Here is a 24,795-nt window from a genome sequence, read left to right as displayed (position 1 = left end):
GTGGCCATACCGATCGACCCGACGTGGCTGGAAGCGCTTCTGCTGGCCACCGTCCGGATGACGGCATTCCTGGTCGTGGCACCCCCCTTCGCTTACCAGGCGTTTCCAGGCCGCGTGAAAGCCATGCTCGGACTCGGGCTCGGCCTCGCGGTTTCCCAGCGGGTATCCGCCGGCTATACGGCTCGCGACACTGCCGGCTTCCTCACCGGGGTGGTTCTGGAGCTCGTCACCGGGCTTGCCCTCGGCTTCCTGGTCCTCGTGATCTTCTCCGCCATCCAGTCCGCCGGCAGCCTGATCGACCTCTTCAGCGGCTTTCAGATGGCCCAGGCCTTCGACCCGCAGATGAACGTCAACGGCGCACAGTTCACCAGGCTGCTGCAGATGGCCGCGCTGGCGCTCTTGTTCGCCTCTGACGGCTACCAACTCGTCATCACGGGCCTCACAGGCAGCTTCGCGGCCCTGCCGCTGGCCGGCGGCATCGATCTGGCCCAGCCGGTCCAGGCCCTGATCCCGGCGGTCACCGGGATGTTCCTCGCCGCCGTCCAGATCGCCGGACCGCTCGTGGTCGTGTTGTTCCTCGCCGACGTCGGACTGGGCCTGCTGACGCGCGTGGCGCCGGCACTCAATGCCTTCTCGCTCGGCTTCCCGCTGAAGATCCTGATGACGCTGATGCTGGCCGGATTCATGTTCCTGGCGCTGCCCCGGATCGTCTCCAGCCTCGCCAATCAGGCCGCCAAGACAGTGCTGGGGGTGGGCTGATGTCGGATTCGCAGGAAAAGACCGAGGAAGCCACCGACAAACGCATGAAAGAGGTCCGCTCGAAGGGCCAGCTTTCCCGTTCCCAGGACCTCACCGCGTGGCTCGGCGTCGGCGCGGCCGCCATCATGATTCCGGCTACCGTGGAACGCGCCTCCAACGCCGCCACGGACCAGCTCTTCACCGTCCGCGGCATCGTGGCAGCACCGGACCGCGGCAGGGCCCTCAAGGCCTTGGAGGACGGCCTCGCCGCCATCGCCGGGATCGTCGGCCCAATGCTGATTGTGGTGTTCATCGTGGTCCTCGCCGGGGCCGCGCTGCAGGGCGGCGTGCACGTGAAGAAGTTCAAGGTGGACTTCGAGCACTTCAAGCTCCTCGACGGATTGAAGCGGATGTTCGGCATGCAGGCGGTCTGGGGCGGCGTCAAGGCGCTGCTGAAGGCCAGTGTGGTAGGTCTGGTCCTTTACAGCGTCGTGCAGGGACTGGTTCCTGTGCTGCTGACGGCCGGCGGGATGCCGGTCTCAGGGGTCGTGCAGGCCGCCGGCGGCGGTGTCGCCTCGCTGGTCCAGTTCGCGGTGGCCGCCGGCATCGTGTTGGCGGCGGCTGACTTCTTCGTCGTGATGCGCCGAAACCGCAAGAAGACCCGGATGTCCAAGAAGGAAGTCCAGGACGAAAACAAGAGCAGCGAAGGCGACCCCCTGATCCGGTCCCAGCGGCGGGCCCGGCAGATGGCGATGAGCCGGAACCGCATGATCGCGGCGATCGGGGACGCCGACGTCGTGCTGGTCAACCCTACGCACTTCGCCGTGGCGCTCAAATACGAACCGGGAAAGTCCGCACCCCGCGTGGTGGCCAAGGGTTCCGGCCACATCGCCGCCAGGATCCGGGACGAGGCCGAGGCAAAGAACGTGCCGATGGTCCAGGACATCCCGCTGACCCGGGCCCTGCACAGCGCTTGCGAGCTGGGCCAGGAGATCCCGGTGGACTTCTACCGTGCGGTGGCAGGGGTCCTCGCCTTCGTGATGTCCCTCAAGGCCCGCGGCGCCGCCCGGGGTATGCACCGGATGGCCGCTGCCCTATGAACACTGCTCCAGCCAGCGTCTGTGAAAGGACCGCACCATGAAGAACAAGCTCGCCCCGCTGACAGTGCCGATCGGCATCGTCGGCATTGTGCTGCTGCTGATTGTTCCGGTGCCCGCGCCCCTGCTGGACGTCCTCATCGTCTGCAATATCCTGCTGGCGCTCTTGGTGCTCCTGACCAGCATGTTCGTGAAGAAGCCGCTGGATTTCTCCGTTTTCCCGTCGCTCCTGCTGGTCGCCACGCTCTTCAGACTGGGCCTGAATGTCGCCTCCACCCGGCTGATTCTGGGGGAGGGGCACGCCGGACAGGTCATCGAGGCGTTTGGCCAGGTGACCGTGGGCGGTTCCATGATCATCGGTGCCGTGGTGTTCCTGATCCTCGTGGTCATCCAGTTTGTCGTGGTCACCAAGGGTGCGGAGCGCGTGGCCGAAGTCGGCGCGCGCTTCACCCTGGACGCCATGCCGGGCAAGCAGATGGCGATCGACGCCGACCTCAACGCCGGGCTGATCACCGACACCCAGGCGCGCGAACGCCGCGCCGAAGTCTCGGCCGAAGCCGACTTCTACGGCGCCATGGACGGCGCCTCGAAGTTCGTCAAGGGCGACGCCATCGCCGGGCTCATTATCATCATCATTAACTTCGTCGGCGGCATCGCGATCGGCATGCTGCAGCGCGGCATGGAGATCGGCGACGCCGTGAACACCTACGGCATCCTGACCATGGGCGACGGCCTCGTGACGCAGATCCCGGCCCTGCTGATGGCCGTCTCCACCGGCATGATCGTGACCCGCTCCAACGCGGAATCGGACATGGGCCACACGGCGTCCACCCAGCTGATGCAGTCACCCAACGCGCTGATGATCGCCGGCGTCGCCGCCATCGCGATGGCGTTGATCCCGGGCATGCCGCCGCTGCCGTTCGTTCTGGTCGGGGCCGGGCTGGTCTTCGCGTCGCGCCGGATCGCCGCCCAGCAGTCGAAGGAAAAAAAGACCCGTGAAGCAGAGGCCAGCGCCCTGAACTTCCCGGAAATGGACCCCAACGAGAAGCTCCTGGAGGACATGCGGATCCACCCCGTGGAGATTCTGCTGGCCCCCGACCTCGTGGACATGGTCTCCGGGGCCTCGGATGACCTGCTGGCCCGGGTGCGGTCCCTGCGGCACAAGATCGCCATGGAGCTAGGCCTGGTCATCCCGCCGGTCCGCACCAGGGACAGTCTGGACCTGCCCCCGGCGAGCTACTCCATCCGGATCGCCGGCGTCGAGGCGGGCGCCGGCACCGCCCCCGGCGGCCAGATGCTGGCCCTGGGCGACAGCCTCGACTCGCTCCCCGGGGTCGCGATGATCGAGCCCGTTTTCGGTCTGGCCGGGAAGTGGATCCCGGCCGAAATGCGCCACAACGCGGAGATGACCGGCGCCACCGTGATCGACCGCGTGTCCGTCCTTGTCACCCACCTCTCCTCCATCGTCACGGCCAACGCCGCCAGGCTCCTGTCCCGCGAGGACGTGCGTGTCCTCACCGAGGGGGTGCGGACACAGAGCCCGTCCGCCGTCGACGAACTCACTCCGGCTCTGCTCTCCCTCGCCGAGCTGCAGCGCGTGCTCCAAGGCCTGCTGGAGGAACAGGTCCCCATCAACGACCTCGCCCGGATCTACGAGGCGCTCACGCTCCGCGCGAAGGTCTCCACCGACCCGGAATCACTGGTTGAATCCGCGCGGCAGGCCCTCGGTCCGGCACTCACGGCCAAGTTCATGGACGGCCCGGTGCTGAACGTGATCATGATCGACCCCGTGCTGGAACAACACATGCTCGAGGACATGCGCCCCGCCGAGGGCGGAAGCCAGATCGTGATGGCCCAGAACCGGCTCGACGCCGTGCTCCGTTCGGTGCGCTCCGCCGTCGACGCAGCGGCCGTCGCCAACCGCCCGGCCGTGCTGGTCTGCGCCCCGGCGCTCCGCCCTGCCATCCGCCGACTTGTGGGAGCGCAGCCCGGATCGGTCCCGGTACTGTCCTACCGCGAAGTCACCTCAGCCAACGTCCGGATCGAAACAGTAGGAGTCGTTCGCCATGAAGAACAGCTTTCGGCTTAAGGGCGCTTCGCTGGAGGAGATCCGCCGCAAGGCGGAATTGCAGCACGGCCCGGCGGCACGCATCGTCTCTGCAGAGCGCGTCATCAGCCCAGGGATCGCCGGACTCTTCGCCGGCGACCGCTACGAGGCGATCGTCGAGGTGGTAGCGGAACGTGAGGTTGTCACCGGCGAGGTGGTTCCCGATCCGGACATCCTGGCCGATGCAGTGGCGCCGGCGATCGGTTCCGCTGCCCCGCTCGCGGGAGCGGCGCCCGCCCACGACCTGCAGGGCGCCACGATCGCGGCCCTTCTCGAAGAAGCCGATGCGGCCGAACTGAACCTGCACCGGCCCGGCAACCGCGGAGTCTCAACGGAGTCTCCGGACTTCGCCGAACTGCTCGAACAGCTCGGCGCCGGGTTGCGCGGCCCCGGTGCTGACGCTTTGGCCGTGCGGGGCAGCCCCCGCGGGCAGGGCTCCGGAACGGCCCCGGCGGCGGCGGCGTCGACGTCGGCCGCGCAACCGAAAGCGTCCCACGCGACAGCGGCACAGACGCCCGCGGCACCCCAAATACACCCGCCGAGCACACCCACACCGCCGCCCGGACCCGCCCTGCCACCCGGACCCGCCCTGCCGCGCGAGTCGGTGCCGGTTCCACTGAGCGGGATCGGGGATCTGGTGGTCCTCGTCGGGCTTGGCGACGACGCACTGGACACCGCGCTGGCCATGTCGACGGCAGCCGGCGGCGCCGACGTGCGCACCGCCGGGAAGCTGTCCGCCTACGGCCACCTGCACGTCGACGGGCGCCAGGGCGCGACGGCGGCACGCGCCCGCGCTGTCTTGACGGACCAGACCGTCGTGGTGGCCTTCGGCCTGGGAAGGGCCCGCGACGCCCTCGCCCGGCTCCAGTCCGTCGCGGCACTGTCCGCGGATCAGCTGTGGGTCGTGGTCGACGCCGGGCGCAAGCAGGAGGACTCTGCGCGCTGGGTTGGTGTGCTGGCTGCCCAGTTGGACATCACTGCGGTGGCAGTCGTGGGGGCGTCCGAGACCACTACGCCGGAAACCGTCAACGCTCTTGGATTTCCGGTGGGCTGGATCGACTCCGGCCCGGCCCGCTCGGTCAGGATCTGAGATGCCTGGAACTGACTGGCCGCCAGCGGCCAGATTCGTCCGCAGTTCCGCCACGCGAAGGGTAGATTGAGAGGATGCTGGTACTCACACGCAAACCGGGCGAACAGATCATGATCGGCGACGGGATCGTCATCACGGTTCTGGAAGGCCGCGGTGACGGTGTCCGGATAGGTATTGAGGCACCCCGAGGAGTTCCGATCCAGCGCCGGGAAGTCATCGAAGCCATCGCCGCAGCGAACCTGGCGGCAGCTGAAGCCGGCGCCGAAGCAGGTCCGGACACCGAATATGCCCTGCGGCGGCTATTGCCGCCGGGCGCCACCACCAAAGCGGGTCCCAGTACCGACTGAGCCCTGCACGGGGATCAGTCGCTGTTGCCGTCGAGGTACAGGGCCAAAAGCGGCTGGGGTGTCCGGCGGGTGACCGCCAGGGCGCGCTCAATATTCCCCGCCGTCGTGAGCTGATCGAGAGTTTGGGCGGGGTCCGAAGGCAAAGACGCCTCGCCCTCACCGTTGCCGCCTTGTCCGCGCTTCGCGCCGGACGGTACCGAAGTGCCCCGATGGCGCAGTGCGTCCTCGTTGGCCCGGGCGGCATCCCCGAGCTGTGCAAGCAGCACGCGCAGGCCGTCAAGGTGTTCGCGGAGGATCTCCGGCCAAGGACCGGAGGGAGCCCCTGCTGCGAGTTCGATCAGCGTCGCCTGCGCGGGAAGCCCCCATTCGGCCGCCACCGCGGCCGAATCGACGTTCCGGGCCAAGGCTTCGAAGCGCAGGCGGTCGAGGACGCTCTCTACTTCAGAGGCCGTGAAGCTCAGCCAATGGAGGTTTCCGGCCATGACATGAAGCCGCTGCGTCTCCAGCCTGAACAACAGCAACTCCAGCTGCCGCCGCTCCTGCCAGAGAGCTGCGGAAAGATCACCTGCACCCATGAACCCCATTCCCCTTGCCGCCCCGGCTGAGAAGCGTTACCGCATTTTCAGCCAAGCTTTGTCCTGAGGTTACACGCAGAATGTGACTCAGGTGATAGGTTTCGTCATGGGTGCTGCCCCGGGTTTTGAACTCCGACTTCCATTGGGGAGCACGGGGCGTCGTTTGTGGGTGCGGCTTTCAATCTTTTTACGCTTCCGGAACCTGTCTCATGGGGGGACACTATTGAATCGCGTGGAACGCAACGAGATGGTCACACAGCATCTCCCGCTGGTGGGCTACCTCGTCTCAGACTTGTGCTCGAAGGCCTCACACCTTTCCCGCGATGACCTGGCGTCTGCGGGCGCCATTGCACTGATTACGTCGGCGGACTCGTTCAACCCGGACCTCGGCGTGCCGTTCGGTGCCTTTGCGCGCCGGCGTATCCTGGGTGCATTCGCTGACGAGATGCGCGCCAGCGACTGGGCCACCCGCTCGGCGCGCCGCCGAATCAAGGAAACGATGTCGGTCCAGGAATCCCTGGCCGCAGCCCTCGGACGCACCCCCAGCGTTGACGAGATTGCCTCGGCCCTGGGCGTCCAGCAGAGCGTCGTCGAAGCAGCCCTGGCCGACGCCTCCCGCACCCTGACACCACTTGATGAAGCTGTTGTTGACACGCTGGCCGCTGAGACGCTGACCCCGGAACAATCCGTGCTCGCGGACGAGCGGCTCCAGTACCTCCGCGCCGCGGTGAAGTCCCTCCCCGAGCGGATGCGCTACGTCGTCGAGGAGATCTACTTCGGCGACAGGACAGTCAAGGACCTGGCCGCGGAACTCGGATCCACCCACGCGGCGGTCTCCCAGCAGCGCGCGGAGGCCATCCGGCTCCTGCGTGACGGTTTGACCGCACATTACGCCGACGACTCCGAGCAGGTCTTCGAGCCCCAGTCCCGGATCACAATGAAACGCCGGAATGATTACCTTTCCCAGCTGGCGGAAGCGACCACGGGCGGCATTACAAAGGCCATTTTCCCGCAGGGGCCGGTCCTCGACGAGGCAGTCTGAGCCGGCCTGGCTTCCCGCCGCCGTGATTAGTAAGCCTTCTTAGTAAGCTGACCGAGAAATTCCTCCGGGACCGTCGCGGTCCTGTTGCGCCCTGCGGTAGCGTCGAAGACATCGGACCTAGCCATACCGGACGCAACGGTATCGCACCTACTCAGGAGGACGCATGAAAGCTTCACCGACCCTCACAACGAACCTGCAGGCAGTGCTTGTTGACCTGATCGAACTTCACGTCCAGGGCAAGCAGGCGCACTGGAACATCGTCGGAACGAACTTCCGGGACCTCCACCTCCAGCTGGACGAGATCATCGAATCGGCCCGTGAGTTCGCGGATGATCTGGCGGAGCGCATGCGCGCCCTCCACGCCCTGCCGGACGGGCGCAGCTCCACGGTGTCCAAGTCCACTGCGCTCGCCGAGTTCCCCAGCGGCCTGATCAACACCAAGGACGCCATTGAGCGGATCGTCGCGGCCCTTGACGCCGCCGTCGGCACCATGCGCAAGGTCCACGACGAAGTCGACGAGGAGGACCCCACCACGGCAGACCTGCTGCACGCGTTCATTGCCAAGTTCGAGCAGTACGCCTGGATGGTCAATGCCGAGACGATGCGGGCTAACTCGAACGTCACCACGGCGGACAGCAAGTAGCCTTCCCCCGGCAGACTCAGCGCCCGGCCCCGGTTCCCACCGGCGCCGGGCGCTTGGCGTTTAAGCGGCGCCCGGCCCCGGGAGCGTCCGGGTGCCCGGCTATTTGGCGGTCGGCACGTTCCGGAGCACGACGGCGGCGAGCACCGACGCCCCCGCCATGAGGACGAGTGCGATGGTGGCCGTGATGTGGACGCCTGAATCGAACGCTGCCCGGGCGGCGGTCATTACGGCCTCCGCCAGCGGTCCCGGCAGGGCCTGCGCCAGTTCCACGGCCCCGGCGAGCGTCTCGCCCGCCTGGGCCGATGCCTCAGCCGGTGCCGCGTCCGCGACGCCGTCGGGAAGCCGCAGATTGCCCTGGTAGGAAGCCGTCAGGATGGAGCCGAGGATGGCGGTGCCCAGCAGGGAACCGATTTCGTAGCCGGTCTCGGATATTGCGGCCGCCGCCCCGGACTTCTCTGCGGGGGCGGCACCGAGGATCAGGTCATTGGAAATGGTCTCCGCGGCGCCGACGCCCAGGCACAGCACCAGCAGGGCCGCCAGCAGCAGCGCAGGGCCGTTGCCGTGATCGCCGAAGGCCACCAGGAAGTAGCCGCCGGCGCTCAGGAGCAGGCCGCCCGCGACCACAAAACCAGGGCGGATTTTCTTCACCAGCGGCACCACCAGCAGGCCGGCCAGGACGGTCGCGATGAGCGCGGGGACCATGGCGACGCCGGATTCCGAGGGGGACTGCCCCTCGAGCAGCTGCAGGTGCTGGGCCAGGAACAGGATGAAGCCGTTAAAGGAGAACAGCGCCAGCACGTTGGCGATGATGGCGGTGGTGAAGACCCGGTTGCTGAAGAGGCTGAGATCCAGCAGGGGAGCGGTCCGGTTTCGTTCCCCTGCGCCGTCCGCTGGCACACCTGTCGGTTCCGCGGCGCCCTGCGGGAGGCTGTCCTGCGGGAGGCTGCCCTGCGGCAGGCCGGCCGCCAGGAGCTGCCGCTGCCGCCGGATGAAGATGTACCCCATCAGCAGGCCGAAGGCGATGGCGGCCAGCGGTTCCAGTGCCAGACCGTGTGTGGCCAGGATCTTGATGCCGTAGACCACCGGCACCATGACCAGCAGGGACAGGACGATGCTGGGCACGTCCACCCGGCCGGGGTTCGGGTCCCGGGATTCCGGGATCAGGGCCGGGCCCAGGACCAGCAGCGGCAGGATGATCGGCACGGCCACCAGCAGTACTGCGCCCCACCAGAAGTGCTCCACCAGCCAGCCGCCGAAGATCGGGCCCAGCGCGGCACCACCGGAGAAGCCGGCGGCCCAGATGGCCACGGCCAGCCGGCGCCGGTTGGGCTCGGGGAAGATGTTGCGGATCAGGGAGAGGGTGGAGGGCATCAGCATGGCCCCGAAGAACCCCAGCCCCGCCCGCCCGGCGATCAGCCACTCGGCGCTGGGGGCGAAGGCCGTGACCGCCGAGACGGCTGCGAAGCCGGTGCTGCCGATAAAGAGCAGCCGGCGGCGGCCGATCCTGTCGCCGAGGCTGCCCATCGCCACCAGGAGACCGGCGAGGACCAGCGGATAGGCATCGACGATCCAGAGCAGTTCCACCCCGGAGGCATCGAGGCTGCGCGCGATGGCCGGCAGCGCGAAGGTCAGGGCCGTGTTGTCGACGGCCACGAGCAGCACGGGAAACATCAGCAGAGCCAGCGCCAGCCAGTCGCGCCAGGGCGCACGCGGCGGTGTCGACGTCGTTCCGGCGGCGGAGTTGCCAGCGGCGAAGCTGCCGACCGTACCGGTGCCGCTGCGGGTGATCGATGCGTTGCTCATGATCATAACTGTACCGTCTGGACGGTACAGTTATGAAACCGACCGCAAAGACTCGTCTCCGCCCGGGGCATGATTGGAACCATGGCCAGAAAACCCGTCGCCCGCGAAGCCGTCCTTGACGCGTTCGAATCCCTGCTCATCGAAGAGGGCGAACGTGCCGCGACGCTGGATGCCGTCGCCCGGCTGGCCGGCGTCTCCAAGGGCGGGCTGCTCTACCACTTCCCCAATAAGGAGGCGATGATTTCCGTCCTGTTGGAACGGCTGGACCGGCTGCTCGCCGAGGACCTCACCGCCATGGCCGCCGCGCCGGAGGGCGCCGCGGCGTTCTTCATCAAGTCCTCGGTCTGGGCGGACACACCGCTGGACCGGGTCTTCGTGGCCGCCACCCGGCTGGCTGAGGTGGCCCACCAGGAAACCCTGCGCCGGATGGCCGCGGCCCAGGCGAGCTGGTTGGAACTGCTGGCGGTCGACGTCGGCCCCGCCATGGCCAAGCCGGTCCTCTACATGGGCGACGGGCTCTACTTTAACGCCATGCTGGCGCGCGGCCCGGGCGGCCCGCTCCCGGAGGTCGGGCCCGACGTCGAAAGCCTGCTCACCGCCCTCGAGCGGCTCCGCGGCTGACCGCAGGAGCGCCCTGGCCGCCGAATTCGCGGGATGGGTGCGGGGTCGCGGGAACGTTTCGGCGACGCCGCAGCTTTCCCGCGATTTCGCGTCCGACAGCTGTCGGCTGCGGTTCCGCCGGCAGCTTTCCCGCGATTTCGCGTCCGGCAGCTGTCGGCTGCGGTTCCGCCGGCAGCTTTCCCGCGATTTCGCGTCCGGCAGCTGTCGGCTGCGGTTCCGCCGGCAGCTGTCCCGCGATTTCGCGTCCGACGGCGGCCCCAGCGCGTCACTGGTTTGCGGACGCGGGCCCGGCATAGGACAATGGGGGCTGTGACTGTGGTCACGAAAATTTAATATGCCTTTGATCTGCGGCGGGAGAGTTCTGCAAGTAGGTACAAGCAGGCGCCGTAGGAGCAAACCCTCCCCAGGAATCTCTCAGGCCCACGTACCGCCGCGGCAAGGCAACTCTGGAAAGTAGCAGGCATGTCCTTTGACATGCTGTGCTCACCGACGGTGCAAGCGGAACCATGCGAGAGCACGGCTGCGCGGAAACTCTCAGGTCCAATACAGAGCGGGGAGGAACCCGAATCAATGTGGCGTACCCTGCGCCGCCTTAGTTATGGAGTTCCTTGTGACTGTTTCCTCAGCGTCCACGTCCTTCGTTGACCGGCACATCGGCGCCCGCCGCCAGGCCGACGTCGATGCCATGCTGAAGGCTGTCGGCTACGACACCGTCGATGCGCTCGTAGACACGGCCGTCCCGAAGGACATCCGGCAGGACTCCGCACTGGCCCTCGGTCAGGCGCTCAGCGAAGTCGAGGTCCTCGCCGAGCTGCGCAAGCTCGCCGCGAAGAATAGGACGGCCGTCCAGATGATCGGGCAGGGCTACTACGACACCCTCACCCCGGCCGTCATCCGCCGCAACATCCTCGAGGCGCCGGCCTGGTACACGGCCTACACCCCGTACCAGCCGGAAATCTCCCAAGGCCGGCTCGAGGCGCTGCTGAACTTCCAGACCATGGTCCAGGACCTGGTGGCCCTGCCCATTGCCAATGCCTCGCTGCTGGACGAAGCCACCGCCGTCGCGGAGGCCGTGCTCATGATGCGCCGGGCCAACAAAAACAAGTCCGCTCACGACGGCAAGACCGTCCTCGACGCCGACTGCCTGCCGCAGACGATCGCTATCGTCAGGGGCCGTGCCGAGGCGCTGGGCTTCGAGGTCGAGGTCGCCGATCTCTCCAAGGGACTGCCAGAGGGCGTCATCAACGGCGTGGTCCTGCAGCAGCCCGGCGCCTCCGGCCGCGTGTTTGACCACACCGCCGTGATCGCCGACGCCAAGGAACGCGGTGCCCTCGTCACCGTCGCCGCGGACCTCCTGTCCCTGGCCCTCATCACCCCGCCCGGCGAGCAGGGCGCCGACATCGCCGTCGGCTCCGCGCAGCGTTTCGGCGTCCCGCTGTTCTTCGGCGGCCCGCATGCCGCCTACATGGCGGTCCAGAAGGGCCTCGAACGGTCCATGCCCGGCCGTCTGGTCGGCGTCTCCAAGGACAACGCCGGCGTCCCGGCCTACCGCCTGGCCCTGCAGACCCGTGAGCAGCACATCCGCCGCGAGAAGGCCACCTCCAACATCTGCACCGCGCAGGCTTTGCTGGCGATCGTGTCCTCCTTCTACGCCGTTTACCACGGCCCGGACGGCCTGAAGGCCATCGCCGAGACCACCCACGGCCACGCCAGGACCATCGCCGCCTCGTTGAAGGCCGCGGGCCTGGACGTACTGCACACCAGTTTCTTCGACACCGTGACCGTCTCGGTCCCCGGCAAGGCCGCGCAGATCATCGCCGCGGCCGAGGCCAAGGGCATCAACCTGCGCTGCATCGACGCGGACACCGTTGGCATCTCCGCCGATGAGGCCACGACGGCGGCCATCGTCGCCGACGTCGTCGCTGCCTTCGGCGCCGCCGTTGTGGATTCAGTAGAGGCCTTCGCGCTGGATACCGCGCTCGAGCGCACCTCGGACTACCTGCAGCACCCCGTCTTCAACACGCACCGCTCCGAGACGCAGCTGCTGCGCTACATCCGCCGCCTCTCGGACCGCGACCTCGCCCTGGACCGCACCATGATCCCGCTGGGTTCGTGCACCATGAAGCTGAACGCCACGGCCGAAATGGAAGCCATCTCCTGGCCGGAGTTTGCTTCCATCCACCCCTTTGCCCCGGAATCCCAGACCGCCGGCTGGCGCGAACTGATCGCGGACCTCGAAGCCGACCTGACCGAGATCACCGGCTATGACCAGGTCTCCATCCAGCCCAACGCCGGGTCGCAGGGCGAGCTTGCCGGCTTGCTGGCCATCCGCGGCTACCACCTCTCCCGCGGCGACGCCCAGCGCACCATCTGCCTGATCCCCGCCTCCGCGCACGGCACCAACGCCGCCTCGGCGGTGCTGGCCGGGATGAAGGTTGTTGTCGTCGCCACTGCCGCCAACGGCACGATCGACCACGCCGACCTGCAGGCCAAGATCGAGCTGCACAAGGACGCGCTGTCCGCGATCATGATCACCTACCCCTCCACCCACGGGGTGTTCGACGCCGACGTCCGCGAGGTCTGCGACGCCATCCACGCGGCCGGCGGCCAGGTCTACATCGACGGCGCCAACCTCAACGCCCTCGTTGGGCTTGCCCAGCCGGGCCTGTTCGGCGGCGACGTCTCGCACCTGAACCTGCACAAGACCTTCTGTATCCCGCACGGCGGCGGCGGCCCCGGGGTCGGCCCGGTCGCGGCCAAGGCCCACCTGGCACCGTTCATGCCGGGCAACGCCGCCGATCCCGCCAACGGCGAAAGCGGAACTCCGATCTCCGCCTCGCGCTACGGCTCGGCCGGCGTGCTGCCGATCTCCTGGGCCTACGTGAAGCTCATGGGCGGCCAGGGCCTCACCGAGGCCACCAAGTCAGCGCTGCTGGCCGCCAACTACATCGCGGCCCGCCTGAACGAATTCTTCCCGGTGCTCTACACCGGCGAAGGCGGACTCGTGGCCCACGAATGCATCTTGGACCTGCGCGAACTCACGGCCAAGACCGGTGTGACCGCCGAGGACGTCGCCAAGCGCCTGATCGACTACGGCTTCCACGCACCCACCCTGGCGTTCCCGGTGGCCGGCACCCTGATGGTCGAGCCCACCGAGTCCGAGGACATCGGCGAGATCGACCGCTTCATCACGGCCATGATCTCCATCCGCGCCGAAATCGACCAGGTGGCGCACGGCGCCTTCACCGTCGAGCACAGCCCGCTGCGCAACGCCCCGCACACCGCCGCCGCCGTGATCAGCAGCGACTGGGCCCGCGAGTACCCGCGTGAGCAGGCCGTTTTCCCGATCCACACGCTCAAGCAGGACAAGTACTTCCCGCCGGTCGGCCGGATCGACGGCGCCGCCGGTGACCGAAACCTGATCTGTTCCTGCCCACCCCTCGAATCCTTCGAAGAAGACACAGCAGTCCACTCCGACGACTCCGCCTCTGACAATTAGGGACAGCCACCGATGACTGAGAATTACACGGCACTTTACGAAGAGCACCAGAAGCTCGGCGCCTCCTTCACCGACTTCGGCGGCTGGCAGATGCCGCTCAAGTACAGCTCCGAACTGGCCGAGCACCACGCCGTCCGCAAGTCCGCCGGCCTGTACGACCTCTCCCACATGGGCGAAGTCTGGGTCACAGGCCCCGACGCAGCGGCCTTCCTGGACTACGCCCTGGTCGGCAAGATCTCCGCGATGGCGGTCGGCAAGGCCAAGTACTCGCTGATCTGCAACGCGGACGGCGGCATCATCGACGACCTCATCACCTACCGCCGCGGCGACCAGAAATTCCTGGTGGTCCCGAACGCGGGCAACGCGAAGGTCGTGGCAGCGGCCCTGGCCGAGCGGGCCGGTTCCGGCACGGAAGGCGGGTTCGACGTCACGGTCGAGGACGCCTCCGCCGGGACCTCGCTGATCGCCGTGCAGGGTCCCAAAGCCCAGGAGATCCTGCTGCGCCTCGTTCCGGCCGCGCAGCACGAACTCGTCACCGGCCTGAAGTACTACGCCGCCGTCGACGTCCCCGTGATGTTCGGCGGCACCAGCCAGGAGCTCCTGCTCGCCCGCACGGGCTACACCGGCGAGGACGGCTTCGAAATCTTCGTCGCGAACGGCGACGCAGCCACCCTCTGGCAGGCGCTCGTGGCCATCGCCGAGGACGGCGAACTGACCCCCGCCGGCCTCGCGTCCCGCGACTCGCTCCGGCTCGAAGCCGGGATGCCGCTCTACGGCAACGAGCTCTCCCTCGACGGCGACCCCTTCGCCGCCGGGCTGGGCCCGGTCGTGGCGCTCTCCAAGGAAGGCGACTTCGTCGGCAAGGCTGCCCTCGCCGCCAAAAAGGAAGCCGGCGCAGGCACCACCACGGGCCGCAAGCTCGTCGGGCTCAAGGGCCTGGGCCGCCGGGCCGGCCGCGGCCACTACCCGGTCCTGAAGGATGGCAACACCGTCGGCGAAGTCACCTCCGGCCAGCCCAGCCCGACCCTGGGCTACCCGGTCGCGATGGCCTACGTCGACGTCGAGTTCACCGAACCCGGCACGGCCCTGGACATCGACCTCCGCGGCAAGGCCGAACCCTTCGAAGTGGTCGCACTGCCGTTCTACAAGCGCCAGAAGTAGCCACTTAGATTTAGCACCAACGACCACTCCAAGACTTAGGAAAAAAACACATGGCAAGAGTTGCCCCTGAACTGCAGTACTCCGACGAGCACGAGTGGGTTGCTCGGGACTCCGGCAACGCCGGATCCAACATTGTGTCCATCGGCATCTCGGCGGTCGCCACGGACGCCCTCGGCGACATCGTCTACGTGGACCTGCCCGAGGTCGGCGCCACGGTGACCGCCGGGGAGACCTGCGGCGAGGTGGAGTCCACCAAATCCGTCTCGGACCTGTACGCCCCCGTCACCGGCGAGGTGACCGAAACCAACCCGGCCGTCGTCGAGGACCCCGCGCTGATCAACAGCGACCCCTACGGCGCCGGCTGGCTCTTCAAGGTCGCCGCCGAATCCGAGGGCCCGCTGCTCTCCGCCCAGGAGTACGCGTCCAAGAACGGCGGCGAGCTGTGAGCGCGGCCGCAGGCACCGCCACAGCAGCCGGCACCGGGACGGTGTTTGAGCAGGTGGTCTCGCCGAGCCTGGATGCCGAGCTGTCCGCCCTGGACCCGGAGATCGCCGCAAAGATCGACGCCGAGCTGACCCGCCAGCGGGACGGCCTGGAAATGATCGCCTCGGAGAACCACACGGCCAGGGCCGTTATGCAGGCGCAGGGGTCCGTGTTGACGAACAAGTACGCCGAGGGTTACCCGGGCAAGCGCTACTACGGCGGCTGCGAGCACGTTGACGTGGTCGAGCAGCTCGCGATCGACCGGGTCAAGGCCCTGTTCGGGGCCGGGTACGCCAACGTCCAGCCGCACTCCGGCGCGCAGGCCAACGCCTCCGTCATGCACGCTCTGATCCGCCCGGGCGACACCATCATGGGCCTGAACCTGGCGCACGGCGGTCACCTCACCCACGGCATGAAGATCAACTTCTCCGGCCGCCTGTACAACGTGGTCCCGTACCAGGTCCGCGAGGACGACCACCGGATCGACATGGCCGAGGTGGAGCGCCTCGCCCAGGAGCACAAGCCGCAGCTGATCGTCGCCGGATGGTCGGCCTATGCCCGGCAGCTGGACTTCGCCGAGTTCCGCCGGATCGCCGATTCCGTGGGCGCCTACCTGATGGTGGACATGGCCCACTTCGCCGGCCTCGTCGCCGCCGGGCTGCACCCGTCCCCGGTGCCGCACGCCCACGTCACCACCTCCACCACGCACAAGACCCTCGCCGGTCCGCGCGGCGGCATCATCCTCTCCAACGACGCCGACATCGCCAAGAAGATCAACTCGGCAGTGTTCCCCGGCCAGCAGGGCGGCCCGCTGGAACACGTGATCGCGGGCAAGGCCGTGGCGTTCAAAATCGCCGCGTCCCCCGAGTTCAAGGAACGCCAGGAGCGTGTCCTGGCCGGGGCCCGGATCCTCGCCGAACGGCTGGTCCAGCCGGACGTCACCGCCAGGGGCATCAACGTCATCTCCGGCGGCACCGATGTGCACCTGGTCCTCGTGGACCTGCGTAACTGCGAGCTCAACGGCCAGCAGGCCGAGGACCGCCTCGCGGAAATCGACATCACCGTGAACCGGAACGCCGTGCCGTTCGACCCCCGCCCGCCGATGGTCACCTCGGGGCTGCGCATCGGCACCCCCGCGCTGGCCACCCGCGGGTTCGGCGAGGCGGCGTTCGCCGAAGTCGCGGACATTATCGCGGAGGCCTTGACCGCCGACGCCGGCACGGACCTGTCCGGTCTGCGCTCCCGGGTGCAGGCCCTCGCCGCCGCCCACCCGCTCTACCCCTCGGTTGCCCAGCTCGCCTGAGCGCCGAACCACAGGCAGTAGCAGCAATGGATCACGACGCCGGGCCGGCCGCCACAAGCCGCCGCCCGGCGTCGTGCATCCGGCGGCACCGCCGCCACCCGGCGGCCGTGCCGCCTTCCGGCAGGACCATCTGCCGGGCCACAGTTAGAGCTAGTTAGGAACGACAATGGCCGTTGGAGTCTTCGACCTTTTTTCCATCGGAATTGGGCCCTCCAGTTCGCACACGGTGGGCCCCATGCGGGCCGCGGCGGTGTTCGCCGGGGAACTCAAGGCCTCCGGTGCGCTGGAGCGGGTGGCCTCGCTGCGGGTTGACCTCTACGGTTCCCTGGCCGCCACCGGCCACGGCCACGGCACCATGACCGCCATCCTGCTCGGCCTGGAAGGCTTCCATCCCGAGCTGATCCTCCCCGAGGAGGTGGAGGAACGGCTCGCCACAATTGCCGAGACCGGCATCCTGCAGCTGGCCGGCGCCGGCGAAGGGGCCGGCGTTCCGCTGCCCTACGGCGTGAAGGACATGGTCCTGCGGCCCCTGACCGTCCTCCCGCGGCACACCAACGGCATGACGTTCACCGTCTCCTCTGCCGACGGGGAAGTCCTGCACGGCGCCACCTTCTTCTCCGTGGGCGGCGGCTTCATCGTCCGCGAGGGCGAGGAGGACGCGGCGCTGAAGGAACTCGCCGAGTCCAAGAAGGAACTGCCCCTGCCCTTCCGCACCGCCGCGGAACTGCTGGGCCGCTGCCAGTCCAAGGGCCTCTCGATCGGCGAGATCATGTTCGTCAACGAACGTGCCTCCCGGACCGAGGCCGAGATCCGCGAAGGCCTCCTGCACATCTACTCCGTGATGGAAAGCTGCGTCGAGGTCAGCCTCAAACGGGTTGGACTGCTGCCCGGCGGGCTCAAGGTCCGCCGCCGTGCCCCCGACTGGCACGAACGCCTCATGAAAGAAACCCTGGATCAGGACCCCGACTTCCGGGACCCGAAGTACTGGCAGGAATGGGTCAACCTGATCGCCCTGGCCGTGAACGAGGAAAATGCCTCGGGCGGCCGCGTGGTCACCGCCCCGACGAACGGTGCCGCCGGCATCATCCCCGCGGTGCTCTACTACGCCCTGCACTTCGCGCCGGGCATGGACAAAGCCACCCAGGCCGACCGGGACGACGTTGTGGTCAAGTTCCTGCTGACCGCCGCCGCCATCGGGGTGCTGTACAAGGAACAGGCCTCGATCTCCGGCGCGGAGGTCGGCTGCCAGGGCGAGGTGGGCTCGGCGTCGTCGATGGCGGCGGCGGGTCTGGCCGAGGTCATGGGCGGCACACCGCAGCAGGTGGAGAACGCCGCGGAAATCGCGATGGAGCACAACCTCGGCCTGACCTGCGACCCGATCGGCGGGCTTGTGCAGATCCCCTGCATCGAACGCAACGCCATCGCGGCGGCCAAGGCCATCAACGCCGCCAAGATGGCGCTGTGGGGCGACGGCTCACACCGGGTGTCCCTCGACGAGGTCATCGTCACCATGCGGGAGACCGGCCGGGACATGAGCTCCAAGTACAAGGAGACCGCGATGGGCGGGCTCGCCGTGAATGTGGTGGAGTGCTGAGTCAGTTGTTTAGCGCCATCCAGAGATTCAGCGACGAGGCGAACACAATCCAGGCCAGGTAGGGCAACAGCAGGAGCCCGGCCGCGCGGCTGATCGGTCCGAAGTAGAGCACGGTGACGGACACGGCCACAGCCAGGGCCACAATGATGACAAAGGCGATCCACAGGGCCGGGGCGCCGAGCGCCGGATACAGGCCGAAGAAGACCGGCGTCCACAACAGGTTCAGCACCAGCTGGACGGCGTAGGCGGTGAGGGCGGGTCTGGTCCCTTCCGCCCGGCTCCTCCAGATAAGCCAGGCGGCCACGGCCATTGCAATGTAGAGGGCCGTCCAGACCGGCCCGAACACCCAGTTCGGCGGCGACCATGGCGCCTTGTCTGCGGTGGCATACCAGCCGTTGACGTTGTTGGCGGTGGCCAGTCCGCCCAGTCCCGCGACCAGGGCGGAGGCCGCGAGGAAAGCCAGCAGCCCCAGCAACTGGGGTCCCAACGCGCGCCTTGCGGGCGCGTGTTCCTGGCTTCCGGATCCTGCGGCTAACGATTGCTGATCAGCGGGCATGCTTCCAGCGTAGCGGCTCCGTTCCCGGGCGGGAACAGGGGCCCGGGCGGATAGACTTGAACCTGCATGTCCGCATGCCGCCGACGCTCGTACCGCAATGATTGGACCCCGCACCCTTGCGTGAATTCACCGCCCGCTTCGCCTCTGCCGAAGAGACCGCCAACTGGGACGCCCACGTCACCGCGAACCCCAATGGCGGAAATCTCCTGCAATCGGAAGCCTTCGCCGAGGTCAAACAGCACTTTGGCTGGAAGCCCCTTCACCTCGTCTACGAGACGGCAGATTACACGAGCTACAACCTCATCCTGGAGAAGTCCTTCCCGCTCCTGGGCAAGCTCTGGTACCTGATCAAGGGCCCGGATGTGGCTTCGGTCGAGGACATCCCCGGCATCGCCGCTGCCAACGCCGAGTTCGTCAAGCGGGCCCGGCTGGGCGTCTTCGCCATTAAAATCGAGCCGGACATCGTGCTCTCAGCGGAGGCCACGCGAGTGATCGAGGGCGCAGGGCTGGTCAAGACGCACAACCTGCAGCCCAACGACTCCACAGCCCTGCTCGACATCTCCCCGGACCCCAACCAGCTGCTGCGCAACCTGCACTCGCGCGGCCGCAACGCCGTCCGGCGCGCGATCCGCGAGGACGTGGTGGTCCACAACGCGGAGCCCACCGAGGAAAACTTCCGCGCCATGTACGCGCTGATGACCACCACGGTGGAAGCCAAGTCCCAGGTCCGGGTCCGCGAGTACGAGTACTACCGCCAATTCTGGACCAATTTCATCAGCCGCGGCCAAGGCAGGCTACTCTTCGTCTACGAGGACGGCGTGCCCTCCGTGGGAGCCTTCGTCATCAACTACGGCCGCAAGGGCACCTACAAGGACGGCGGCTCGCTGCAGAAGCGCGGCCAGTACGGCGACTCCCACCTGGTGCAGTGGACGGCCATCAACCAGCTCAAGGACCTCGGCTGCACCGAATACGACTTCTGCGGCACGCCCCCCAGCGACCAGCTCAAGGACACGTCCAACCCGTTCCATGGACTGGGCCTGTTCAAGACCAGCTTCAGCAAGACCGTGACCGACTTTGTCGGCTGCTATGACCAGGTGCTGAGCCCGTTCAAGTACAAGGCCTGGATGGCCGCGGGGGAACGCATTGCCCGCCAGCTCTTCACCCGCCGCACGGGCCAGCAGTTCTACTAGACCGGCAGCCACGGAAATTAAGGACGCCGGAATGACCCAGGAACCCGATGGCCGCCCCAGGCCGCACACCGACGCGCTGCCCAGGACCGAGCCGATGTCGGCCACGCAGGTGCGCCAGAACGCCGCGGCCAAGCGGATGCTGCGCCGCCTGGTCCAGGGCGAAAACCCGCCGACCGCCCCGATGAGCATCGTGGACCGCCTGGCCGGCAGCCCCTACGCCAACCCGATGATCCAGGTCGGCGGGGTGGACACCTCGGCCCGCAAGACCATTGACTTCGCTTTGCACCTGGCCGAGTCCATGTTCCGGTACGGCGCCGGCGCCCTCGAAGTGGAAACCAGCATCATCGCCATCACGGCCGCGCTGGGGCTCAAACACATCGAAGTGGACATCACCAACCAGTCCGTAGCCATCAACTACGCACCCAAGGACCAGACTCCCATCACACTGCTCCGTGTTGTGAGGTCCTGGACCAATAACTACGCGGGCCTGGCCAAGGTGCACCAGCTGGTCACGGACATCGTCGCCGGCGGGGTCGGACGCGAGGAGGCTGTGCGCCGGCTCGAGGAAATCACGCACAGTTCCAAGCCGTTCCCACGATGGATGGTCACGGTGGCGTTCGGCGTGTTCTCCGCCGTCTTCGTCGGGGTACTCGGTGGCGGCCCGGGAGCCTCAGCCGTCGCCTTCCTGTCCAATCTCCTGGTCAGCCTGCTGGCCCGAAAGTTGTCGCGGTGGCGCACCCCGGACTTCTTCGTCACTGCCTCGTGTTCCTTCCTGGTCACCTTCATCGCCCTGCTGTTATGGCGTTTCGGCGGCCTGGTAGGAATCCAGATACCTCCCGCCATCGTGGTGGTCGGGGGAATCCTGCTGCTCCTGCCCACCGGACGGCTCGTCTCCTCGGTGCAGGACGCGATCAACGGTTTCCCGGTCACGGCGGCCGGCCGGTTCCTGTCCACCATGCTGACCTTCGGTGCGCTCGTGGCCGGCATCGCCGTCGGCTTCGTGGTCGGGGACATGACCGGGATGGAGCCGATCGACGTCACGGAAACATTCCCTCCGGCGTATCCATGGTGGGCCGTCGGCATCATGATCGCCGTCGCGGTCGTTGCGATCGGAATCACCGAACAGACAAGCTGGGCGCTGCTCCTTCCCACCGCGGCCGTGGGCGTCATCGGCTACCTGGTCCTGATCGGCGGAGAAGCCGCAGGGATCGGGCCGCGGTTCGCTCCGGCCCTCGCCGCCGTGGTGATCGGTCTGCTGGCCCGCGTGCTCGCCCTGCGGATGGGCGCCCCGCAGCTGGTCGTGGCCGTACCGGCAGCGCTGATCCTGCTGCCCGGACTCACCATATTCCGGTCCATGTATGTATTGACCATCGAGGAATCCGAGATCCTGATCGGCGCCGGCGGGATGCTCAACGCCGGGGCCATCGTGATGGGCGTCGCGGCAGGCATTGTCCTCGGTGACACGCTCGCACGGCCCCTGACGCGCGGCCTGGCCAGCAACGAACGGCGGCGGGCCCGGCGCCGCTAGGTCCCCTTTGCACTCTGCGCCGCCGGGTTTCCCCACCTTCGCCGGGTCCCGACGGCGTGGCGGGCGGCCGGGCCGGCGATCCCCGGCGTCGTGATGGCAAAGGTGGGGAAACTCCGCGGTACCCCGCTGGATCTGCTGTTAGATCTTGCGCCGGTCAGATCTTGCCGATGGGGAGCTTCTTCTCGGCCTGGAAGTCGTCCTCCACCCGGCCCCTCGCCCAGTAGCCGGAGAGCGAAACCTGGGAGCGCTCCAGCCCGCGCTGCGCGTAGAGCACCTCCCGCAGGCTCTTCATGTAGCCGCGCTCGCCGTGCGCAAAAACCTGCACGCGGCCTTCCGGCCAGGTGGCGTCGCGCACCGCGCTGACCAGCAGTTCACTGGCCCCGGCAGGCACGCCGCTGCGCAGGAGCCAGCGCAGTTCCACACCGGCCGGCGCCGCGATGGCCTGGATGTCGGCTTCGCCGTCCACCTCGAGGAAGGCGAGACCGCAGGCATCCTCCGGCAGCGATTCGATCGAGGCGCCGATGGCCGGCAGGGCGGACTCGTCGCCCGCGAAGAGGTACCAGTCCGCGGCCGGATCCGGGTTGTAGCCGCCGCCCGGGCCGGTGAAGGTCAGGGCGTCGCCGGCCAGGGCGGACGCAGCCCACGGTCCAGCGAGGCCCTCATCGCCGTGGATCACGAAGTCGATGGCGAGTTCACCGGCCGCCGTATCGACCCAGCGGACGGTGTAGGTCCGGGTGTGCGGCCACTGATCCCGCGGCATGGACTCCCGGATTTCCCAGAGGTCCGGCGGTTCCGGGTAGTCGATCCCGGGCTGCGGGAACACGATCTTGACGTAACGGTCCACGAAGTCATTGTTCACGTAGCCGGCGAAACCCGGACCCCCGGCAATGATCCGGACCATGTGCCGCGAGAGCTGCTCCCGGCGCAGGACGGTGAGGCTGGTCTGTGGGCGGGATTTCCGGGTGGCCGAGGTGGCTGCGGGGACTGAGGTCATGAAGCCAAGCGTAGCCAACATCCCTGGACGGAACCCTGACCGTGAAGCCCGCCAGTAGAGGCAGCCGGCTAGGGAAGCGGCGGCAGTCCCCAGTCCACTGTGCCGTCGCCTTGCTCCTGGAGCAGCATGTTGGCGTGGCTGAACGGTCGGGAGCCGAAGAATCCCCGCGAGGCCGAGAGCGGACTCGGATGGGCGCTGGAGAGCACCGGTGCGGAGCCCAGCAGCGGCCGGGCGGTCCCGGCGTCGCGGCCCCACAGGATCGCCACGAGCGGCGCGGGGGAGCCGTCGGCTGTGATGCGTTCCGCCACGGCGCTGATCGCCGCCGCCGTGATGGCTTCCCACCCCTTGGTCCGGTGCGAGCCGGCCTCCCCGGCCCGGACGCTAAGGACCCGGTTCAGCAGCAGGACGCCCTGGTCTGCCCAGCCGCTGAGATCGCCGTGGATCCGCGGCGGCAGCCCCAGATCGGCCTCGAGTTCCTTGTAGATATTGGCGAGGCTGCGCGGAATGGGCCGGGTGGCGCCGTCGACGGCGAAAGACAGTCCGACGGCATGGCCGGGCGTCGGATACGGGTCCTGGCCCACAATGAGGACCCGGACCTCTGCCAGCGGCCGCCGGAACGCCCGCAGCACGTTCGACGCCGACGGCAGGACCTCGTGGCCCTCGGCGACTTCCCGGCCCAGGAAGGACAGGACGTCGCGCAACTTCCCCTCGACCGGGGCCAGCGCCCCGGCCCAGTCGCCAGCCACGAGCTCGTGCAACGGCAGGCGGGCCAGCCCGGCGAAGCCCACGGGTTGGGTCACTGCGGGCTCCAGCTCGAACAGGGCACCGCTGTCAAGGGAGTCGAAGGTAGGCACAGCACCTATTCTCGCAGGGTGGCGAATGACAACACTGTTATTCGCCCGTAACATGGGTGAAGACTTTTCACCGTATCCAGCCGTACCGGAACAAGCAGGGAGTGTGTCGTGGCCGAACAAGCGCAGGAGCGCCTCTCGACGGCGGAATCTGTCGCCGCCGGGACCAGCCCCGAGTCGCTGCTGGGCAGCCGCCACCAGCAGATGCTGGCGCTGGAACGGCAGTGGTGGAAATACGCCGGCGCCAAGGAACAAGCCATCAGGGAGCTCTTCGACCTCTCCGCCACGCACTACTACCAACTCCTGAACGCCCTCATCGACACCGAGGATGCGCTGGCCCACGATCCCATGCTGGTGAAGAGATTGCGTAGACTACGTACGTCACGCCAACGTGCGCGCACTGCTCGCCGCTTGGGCTCAGACGCGTAAAGCACAGCCGGATGCGCGGATTCCCGCGCGGACGCCGGCGTGGGCAAATCGTCAGAAATCAGCAAGGACGTCGTTTTTACCATGACCAAATACGCTCGGGATGAATTTGATCGGGTCCCGGAGACCTCCACACGCCAGGGTGTCCACCGGGCAGTCGCCGAAACCCGCCGCCGCCACCGCCTGGGGTCCATTCTGGCCGTCGGCGCCGCGGCATTGGCCGTCGGCCTCGTGGCCTTCCTGATTCTGCCGAAGCTGGGATTCCCCTCCGCCGGCGAGCCGATGGCCGCCTCGTCCGAGCAGGTCGGCAGCAGCGCCGCCGCGTCGCCCGCCCCCACGAGCTCCACCCCGGCGCCGTCCAGCCCCGGGCCGTCCAGTCCTGCCCCGGTGAACCCGGAGGCCAGCGTGGCACCCTCCACGCCCGCCACCACGCCCGCCGCCGCCTCCGCGGCTGCCGTCGTCGACAAGACCCAGCCGGTCGCGGTCTACAACGCGGCAGGCACTGCGGGCCTGGCCACCCGCGTAGGCGGAACCGTCTCCACCGCCGGCTGGAAAATCGGCACGCTCGGAAACTGGGGTGGTGCGCCCCAGCAGCGGTCCGTCATTTTCTACAGCGGTGCCGCGCAGAAGACAAACGCCGAAGCCCTTGGCAAACTCCTGGGCATCCCGACCGTAGTGGACTCGGCCGACTTCCAGCTCCCGCTCGTTGTTGTCCTGGCGCCAGGTTTCCAGTAGTGAGTTCCGGTTACGCCTGAATAACTATTGGCTGCCTGACCCGACCCAGCCGCGCGCTCCGGCCCGAGGCTGTGGGTACAGTAATTGCGGACTGCTTGCATTCCGCGGCCCACGTTGTGGTGGGCCGCCCGCCAGCCAACTGAAAGTGTGGTCTCCAATGGCATTGGGAACCGTCAAATGGTTCAACGCCGAGAAGGGCTACGGGTTTATCACCGTGGACAGCTCCGGGGCCGATGTCTTCGTGCACTGGTCTGCCATCGCGGGGGAGGGCTACCGTGCCCTGGACGAGGGGCAGCGGGTGGAACTCGAAGTCGGCGAGGGCGAAAAAGGCCCGCAGGCCGAAAGCGTCCGGCCCGTCCAGTGACCTTCGCCGCCGCAGCGCCCGCCCCGCAGGGCCCCGCCGACGCCGCTG

The 24,795-nt window shown here is 67.8% G+C and carries 23 protein-coding genes and 2 riboswitches; of the genes, 18 read left to right on the top strand and 5 right to left on the bottom strand.

Annotation, left to right across the window (positions count from 1 at the left end):
• From ACZYZ3_RS09360 to ACZYZ3_RS09340, 5 genes are all read left to right on the top strand, one after another.
• Nucleotides 1-759: a flagellar biosynthetic protein FliR gene (locus ACZYZ3_RS09360; RefSeq protein ID WP_463963544.1), complete on the top strand. Its 759-nt coding sequence runs from the start codon at nt 1-3 to the stop codon at nt 757-759.
• On the top strand, nt 759-1,838 hold the full coding sequence (locus ACZYZ3_RS09355; protein ID WP_463963543.1) for an EscU/YscU/HrcU family type III secretion system export apparatus switch protein: 1,080 nt from the start codon (nt 759-761) through the stop codon (nt 1,836-1,838). Before ACZYZ3_RS09360 ends, ACZYZ3_RS09355 begins: the two co-directional genes overlap by 1 nt.
• 37 nt (nt 1,839-1,875) lie before the next feature.
• Nucleotides 1,876-3,924 carry a flagellar biosynthesis protein FlhA gene (locus ACZYZ3_RS09350; protein WP_463963542.1) on the top strand — a complete coding sequence of 683 codons (2,049 nt, stop codon included), beginning with the start codon at nt 1,876-1,878 and terminating at the stop codon, nt 3,922-3,924.
• Nucleotides 3,902-5,032, top strand: a complete 1,131-nt coding sequence (locus ACZYZ3_RS09345; protein WP_463963541.1) for a hypothetical protein — start codon at nt 3,902-3,904, stop codon at nt 5,030-5,032. The genes ACZYZ3_RS09350 and ACZYZ3_RS09345 overlap by 23 nt, the downstream gene beginning before the upstream one ends.
• 74 nt (nt 5,033-5,106) lie before the next feature.
• On the top strand, nt 5,107-5,379 hold the full coding sequence (locus ACZYZ3_RS09340; RefSeq protein WP_463963540.1) for a carbon storage regulator: 273 nt from the start codon (nt 5,107-5,109) through the stop codon (nt 5,377-5,379).
• A 14-nt stretch (nt 5,380-5,393) separates the two neighbouring features.
• Here the strand turns inward: ACZYZ3_RS09340 and ACZYZ3_RS09335 are convergent, their stop codons facing one another.
• Nucleotides 5,394-5,954: a flagellar protein FlgN gene (locus tag ACZYZ3_RS09335; RefSeq protein WP_463963539.1), complete on the bottom strand. Its 561-nt coding sequence runs from the start codon at nt 5,952-5,954 to the stop codon at nt 5,394-5,396.
• 223 nt (nt 5,955-6,177) lie between these two features.
• On the opposite strand from ACZYZ3_RS09335, the gene ACZYZ3_RS09330 reads away from it, so the two are divergent.
• Both ACZYZ3_RS09330 and ACZYZ3_RS09325 read left to right on the top strand, forming a co-directional pair.
• The gene (locus ACZYZ3_RS09330) at nt 6,178-6,996 is read left to right on the top strand and encodes a sigma-70 family RNA polymerase sigma factor (RefSeq protein ID WP_463963538.1); all 819 of its coding nucleotides are present in this window, start codon (nt 6,178-6,180) and stop codon (nt 6,994-6,996) included.
• Nucleotides 6,997-7,159: 163 nt separating this feature from the next.
• Nucleotides 7,160-7,639 carry a Dps family protein gene (locus ACZYZ3_RS09325; protein WP_463963537.1) on the top strand — a complete coding sequence of 160 codons (480 nt, stop codon included), beginning with the start codon at nt 7,160-7,162 and terminating at the stop codon, nt 7,637-7,639.
• Nucleotides 7,640-7,738: 99 nt separating this feature from the next.
• On the opposite strand, the gene ACZYZ3_RS09320 is transcribed toward ACZYZ3_RS09325, so the two are convergent.
• On the bottom strand, nt 7,739-9,442 hold the full coding sequence (locus ACZYZ3_RS09320; protein WP_463963536.1) for an MFS transporter: 1,704 nt from the start codon (nt 9,440-9,442) through the stop codon (nt 7,739-7,741).
• A gap of 81 nt (nt 9,443-9,523) precedes the next feature.
• Between ACZYZ3_RS09320 and ACZYZ3_RS09315 the strand changes: the two genes are divergently transcribed.
• The 6 genes from ACZYZ3_RS09315 (at nt 9,524) to ACZYZ3_RS09290 (ending at nt 18,103) form a co-directional block, all read left to right on the top strand.
• The gene (locus ACZYZ3_RS09315; RefSeq protein WP_463963535.1) at nt 9,524-10,063 is read left to right on the top strand and encodes a TetR/AcrR family transcriptional regulator; all 540 of its coding nucleotides are present in this window, start codon (nt 9,524-9,526) and stop codon (nt 10,061-10,063) included.
• Between the two features lie 341 nt (nt 10,064-10,404).
• Nucleotides 10,405-10,503, top strand: a riboswitch (glycine riboswitch).
• Between the two features lies 1 nt (nt 10,504).
• Nucleotides 10,505-10,622, top strand: a riboswitch (glycine riboswitch).
• 39 nt (nt 10,623-10,661) lie between these two features.
• On the top strand, nt 10,662-13,562 hold the full coding sequence (gcvP, locus tag ACZYZ3_RS09310; RefSeq protein ID WP_463963534.1) for an aminomethyl-transferring glycine dehydrogenase: 2,901 nt from the start codon (nt 10,662-10,664) through the stop codon (nt 13,560-13,562).
• Between the two features lie 12 nt (nt 13,563-13,574).
• Complete coding sequence (gene gcvT / locus ACZYZ3_RS09305) at nt 13,575-14,723, top strand: glycine cleavage system aminomethyltransferase GcvT (protein WP_463963533.1); 1,149 nt, start codon at nt 13,575-13,577, stop codon at nt 14,721-14,723.
• Between the two features lie 50 nt (nt 14,724-14,773).
• Nucleotides 14,774-15,169, top strand: a complete 396-nt coding sequence (gene gcvH, locus ACZYZ3_RS09300) for a glycine cleavage system protein GcvH (protein ID WP_463900138.1) — start codon at nt 14,774-14,776, stop codon at nt 15,167-15,169.
• A complete protein-coding gene (glyA, locus tag ACZYZ3_RS09295) occupies nt 15,166-16,509 on the top strand; it encodes a serine hydroxymethyltransferase (protein ID WP_463963532.1) in 1,344 nt (447 codons plus the stop codon). Before gcvH ends, glyA begins: the two co-directional genes overlap by 4 nt.
• Before the next feature lie 166 nt (nt 16,510-16,675).
• Entirely contained in the window at nt 16,676-18,103 is a 1,428-nt protein-coding gene (locus tag ACZYZ3_RS09290; RefSeq protein ID WP_463963531.1) for an L-serine ammonia-lyase, read from the top strand.
• A gap of 1 nt (nt 18,104) precedes the next feature.
• Here the strand turns inward: ACZYZ3_RS09290 and ACZYZ3_RS09285 are convergent, their stop codons facing one another.
• A complete protein-coding gene (locus ACZYZ3_RS09285) occupies nt 18,105-18,659 on the bottom strand; it encodes a TspO/MBR family protein (RefSeq protein WP_463963530.1) in 555 nt (184 codons plus the stop codon).
• Between the two features lie 116 nt (nt 18,660-18,775).
• Here ACZYZ3_RS09285 and ACZYZ3_RS09280 point away from each other — a divergent pair, with 116 nt between their 5' ends.
• Both ACZYZ3_RS09280 and ACZYZ3_RS09275 read left to right on the top strand, forming a co-directional pair.
• Nucleotides 18,776-19,849, top strand: coding sequence for a lipid II:glycine glycyltransferase FemX (locus ACZYZ3_RS09280; RefSeq protein ID WP_463963529.1), 1,074 nt, complete (start codon nt 18,776-18,778; stop codon nt 19,847-19,849).
• A 31-nt stretch (nt 19,850-19,880) separates the two neighbouring features.
• Entirely contained in the window at nt 19,881-21,377 is a 1,497-nt protein-coding gene (locus tag ACZYZ3_RS09275) for a threonine/serine exporter family protein (RefSeq protein WP_463963528.1), read from the top strand.
• Between the two features lie 154 nt (nt 21,378-21,531).
• Here ACZYZ3_RS09275 and ACZYZ3_RS09270 read toward each other — a convergent pair whose 3' ends face one another.
• Entirely contained in the window at nt 21,532-22,371 is an 840-nt protein-coding gene (locus ACZYZ3_RS09270; RefSeq protein ID WP_463963527.1) for a siderophore-interacting protein, read from the bottom strand.
• A 68-nt stretch (nt 22,372-22,439) separates the two neighbouring features.
• Nucleotides 22,440-23,225 carry a uracil-DNA glycosylase gene (locus ACZYZ3_RS09265; protein ID WP_463963526.1) on the bottom strand — a complete coding sequence of 262 codons (786 nt, stop codon included), beginning with the start codon at nt 23,223-23,225 and terminating at the stop codon, nt 22,440-22,442.
• Between the two features lie 108 nt (nt 23,226-23,333).
• On the opposite strand from ACZYZ3_RS09265, the gene ACZYZ3_RS09260 reads away from it, so the two are divergent.
• From ACZYZ3_RS09260 to ACZYZ3_RS09250, 3 genes are all read left to right on the top strand, one after another.
• Entirely contained in the window at nt 23,334-23,651 is a 318-nt protein-coding gene (locus ACZYZ3_RS09260) for a DUF3263 domain-containing protein (protein WP_463963525.1), read from the top strand.
• An 81-nt stretch (nt 23,652-23,732) separates the two neighbouring features.
• On the top strand, nt 23,733-24,383 hold the full coding sequence (locus ACZYZ3_RS09255) for a LytR C-terminal domain-containing protein (RefSeq protein ID WP_463963524.1): 651 nt from the start codon (nt 23,733-23,735) through the stop codon (nt 24,381-24,383).
• Nucleotides 24,384-24,540: 157 nt separating this feature from the next.
• Complete coding sequence (locus ACZYZ3_RS09250) at nt 24,541-24,747, top strand: cold-shock protein (protein ID WP_282382031.1); 207 nt, start codon at nt 24,541-24,543, stop codon at nt 24,745-24,747.
• Nucleotides 24,748-24,795 lie beyond the last annotated feature (48 nt).

Source organism: Pseudarthrobacter linnaei (assembly GCF_055412825.1).
The sequence above is the reverse complement of the archived record's forward strand: the minus strand, read 5'-3'. Positions and strand labels throughout refer to the sequence as shown.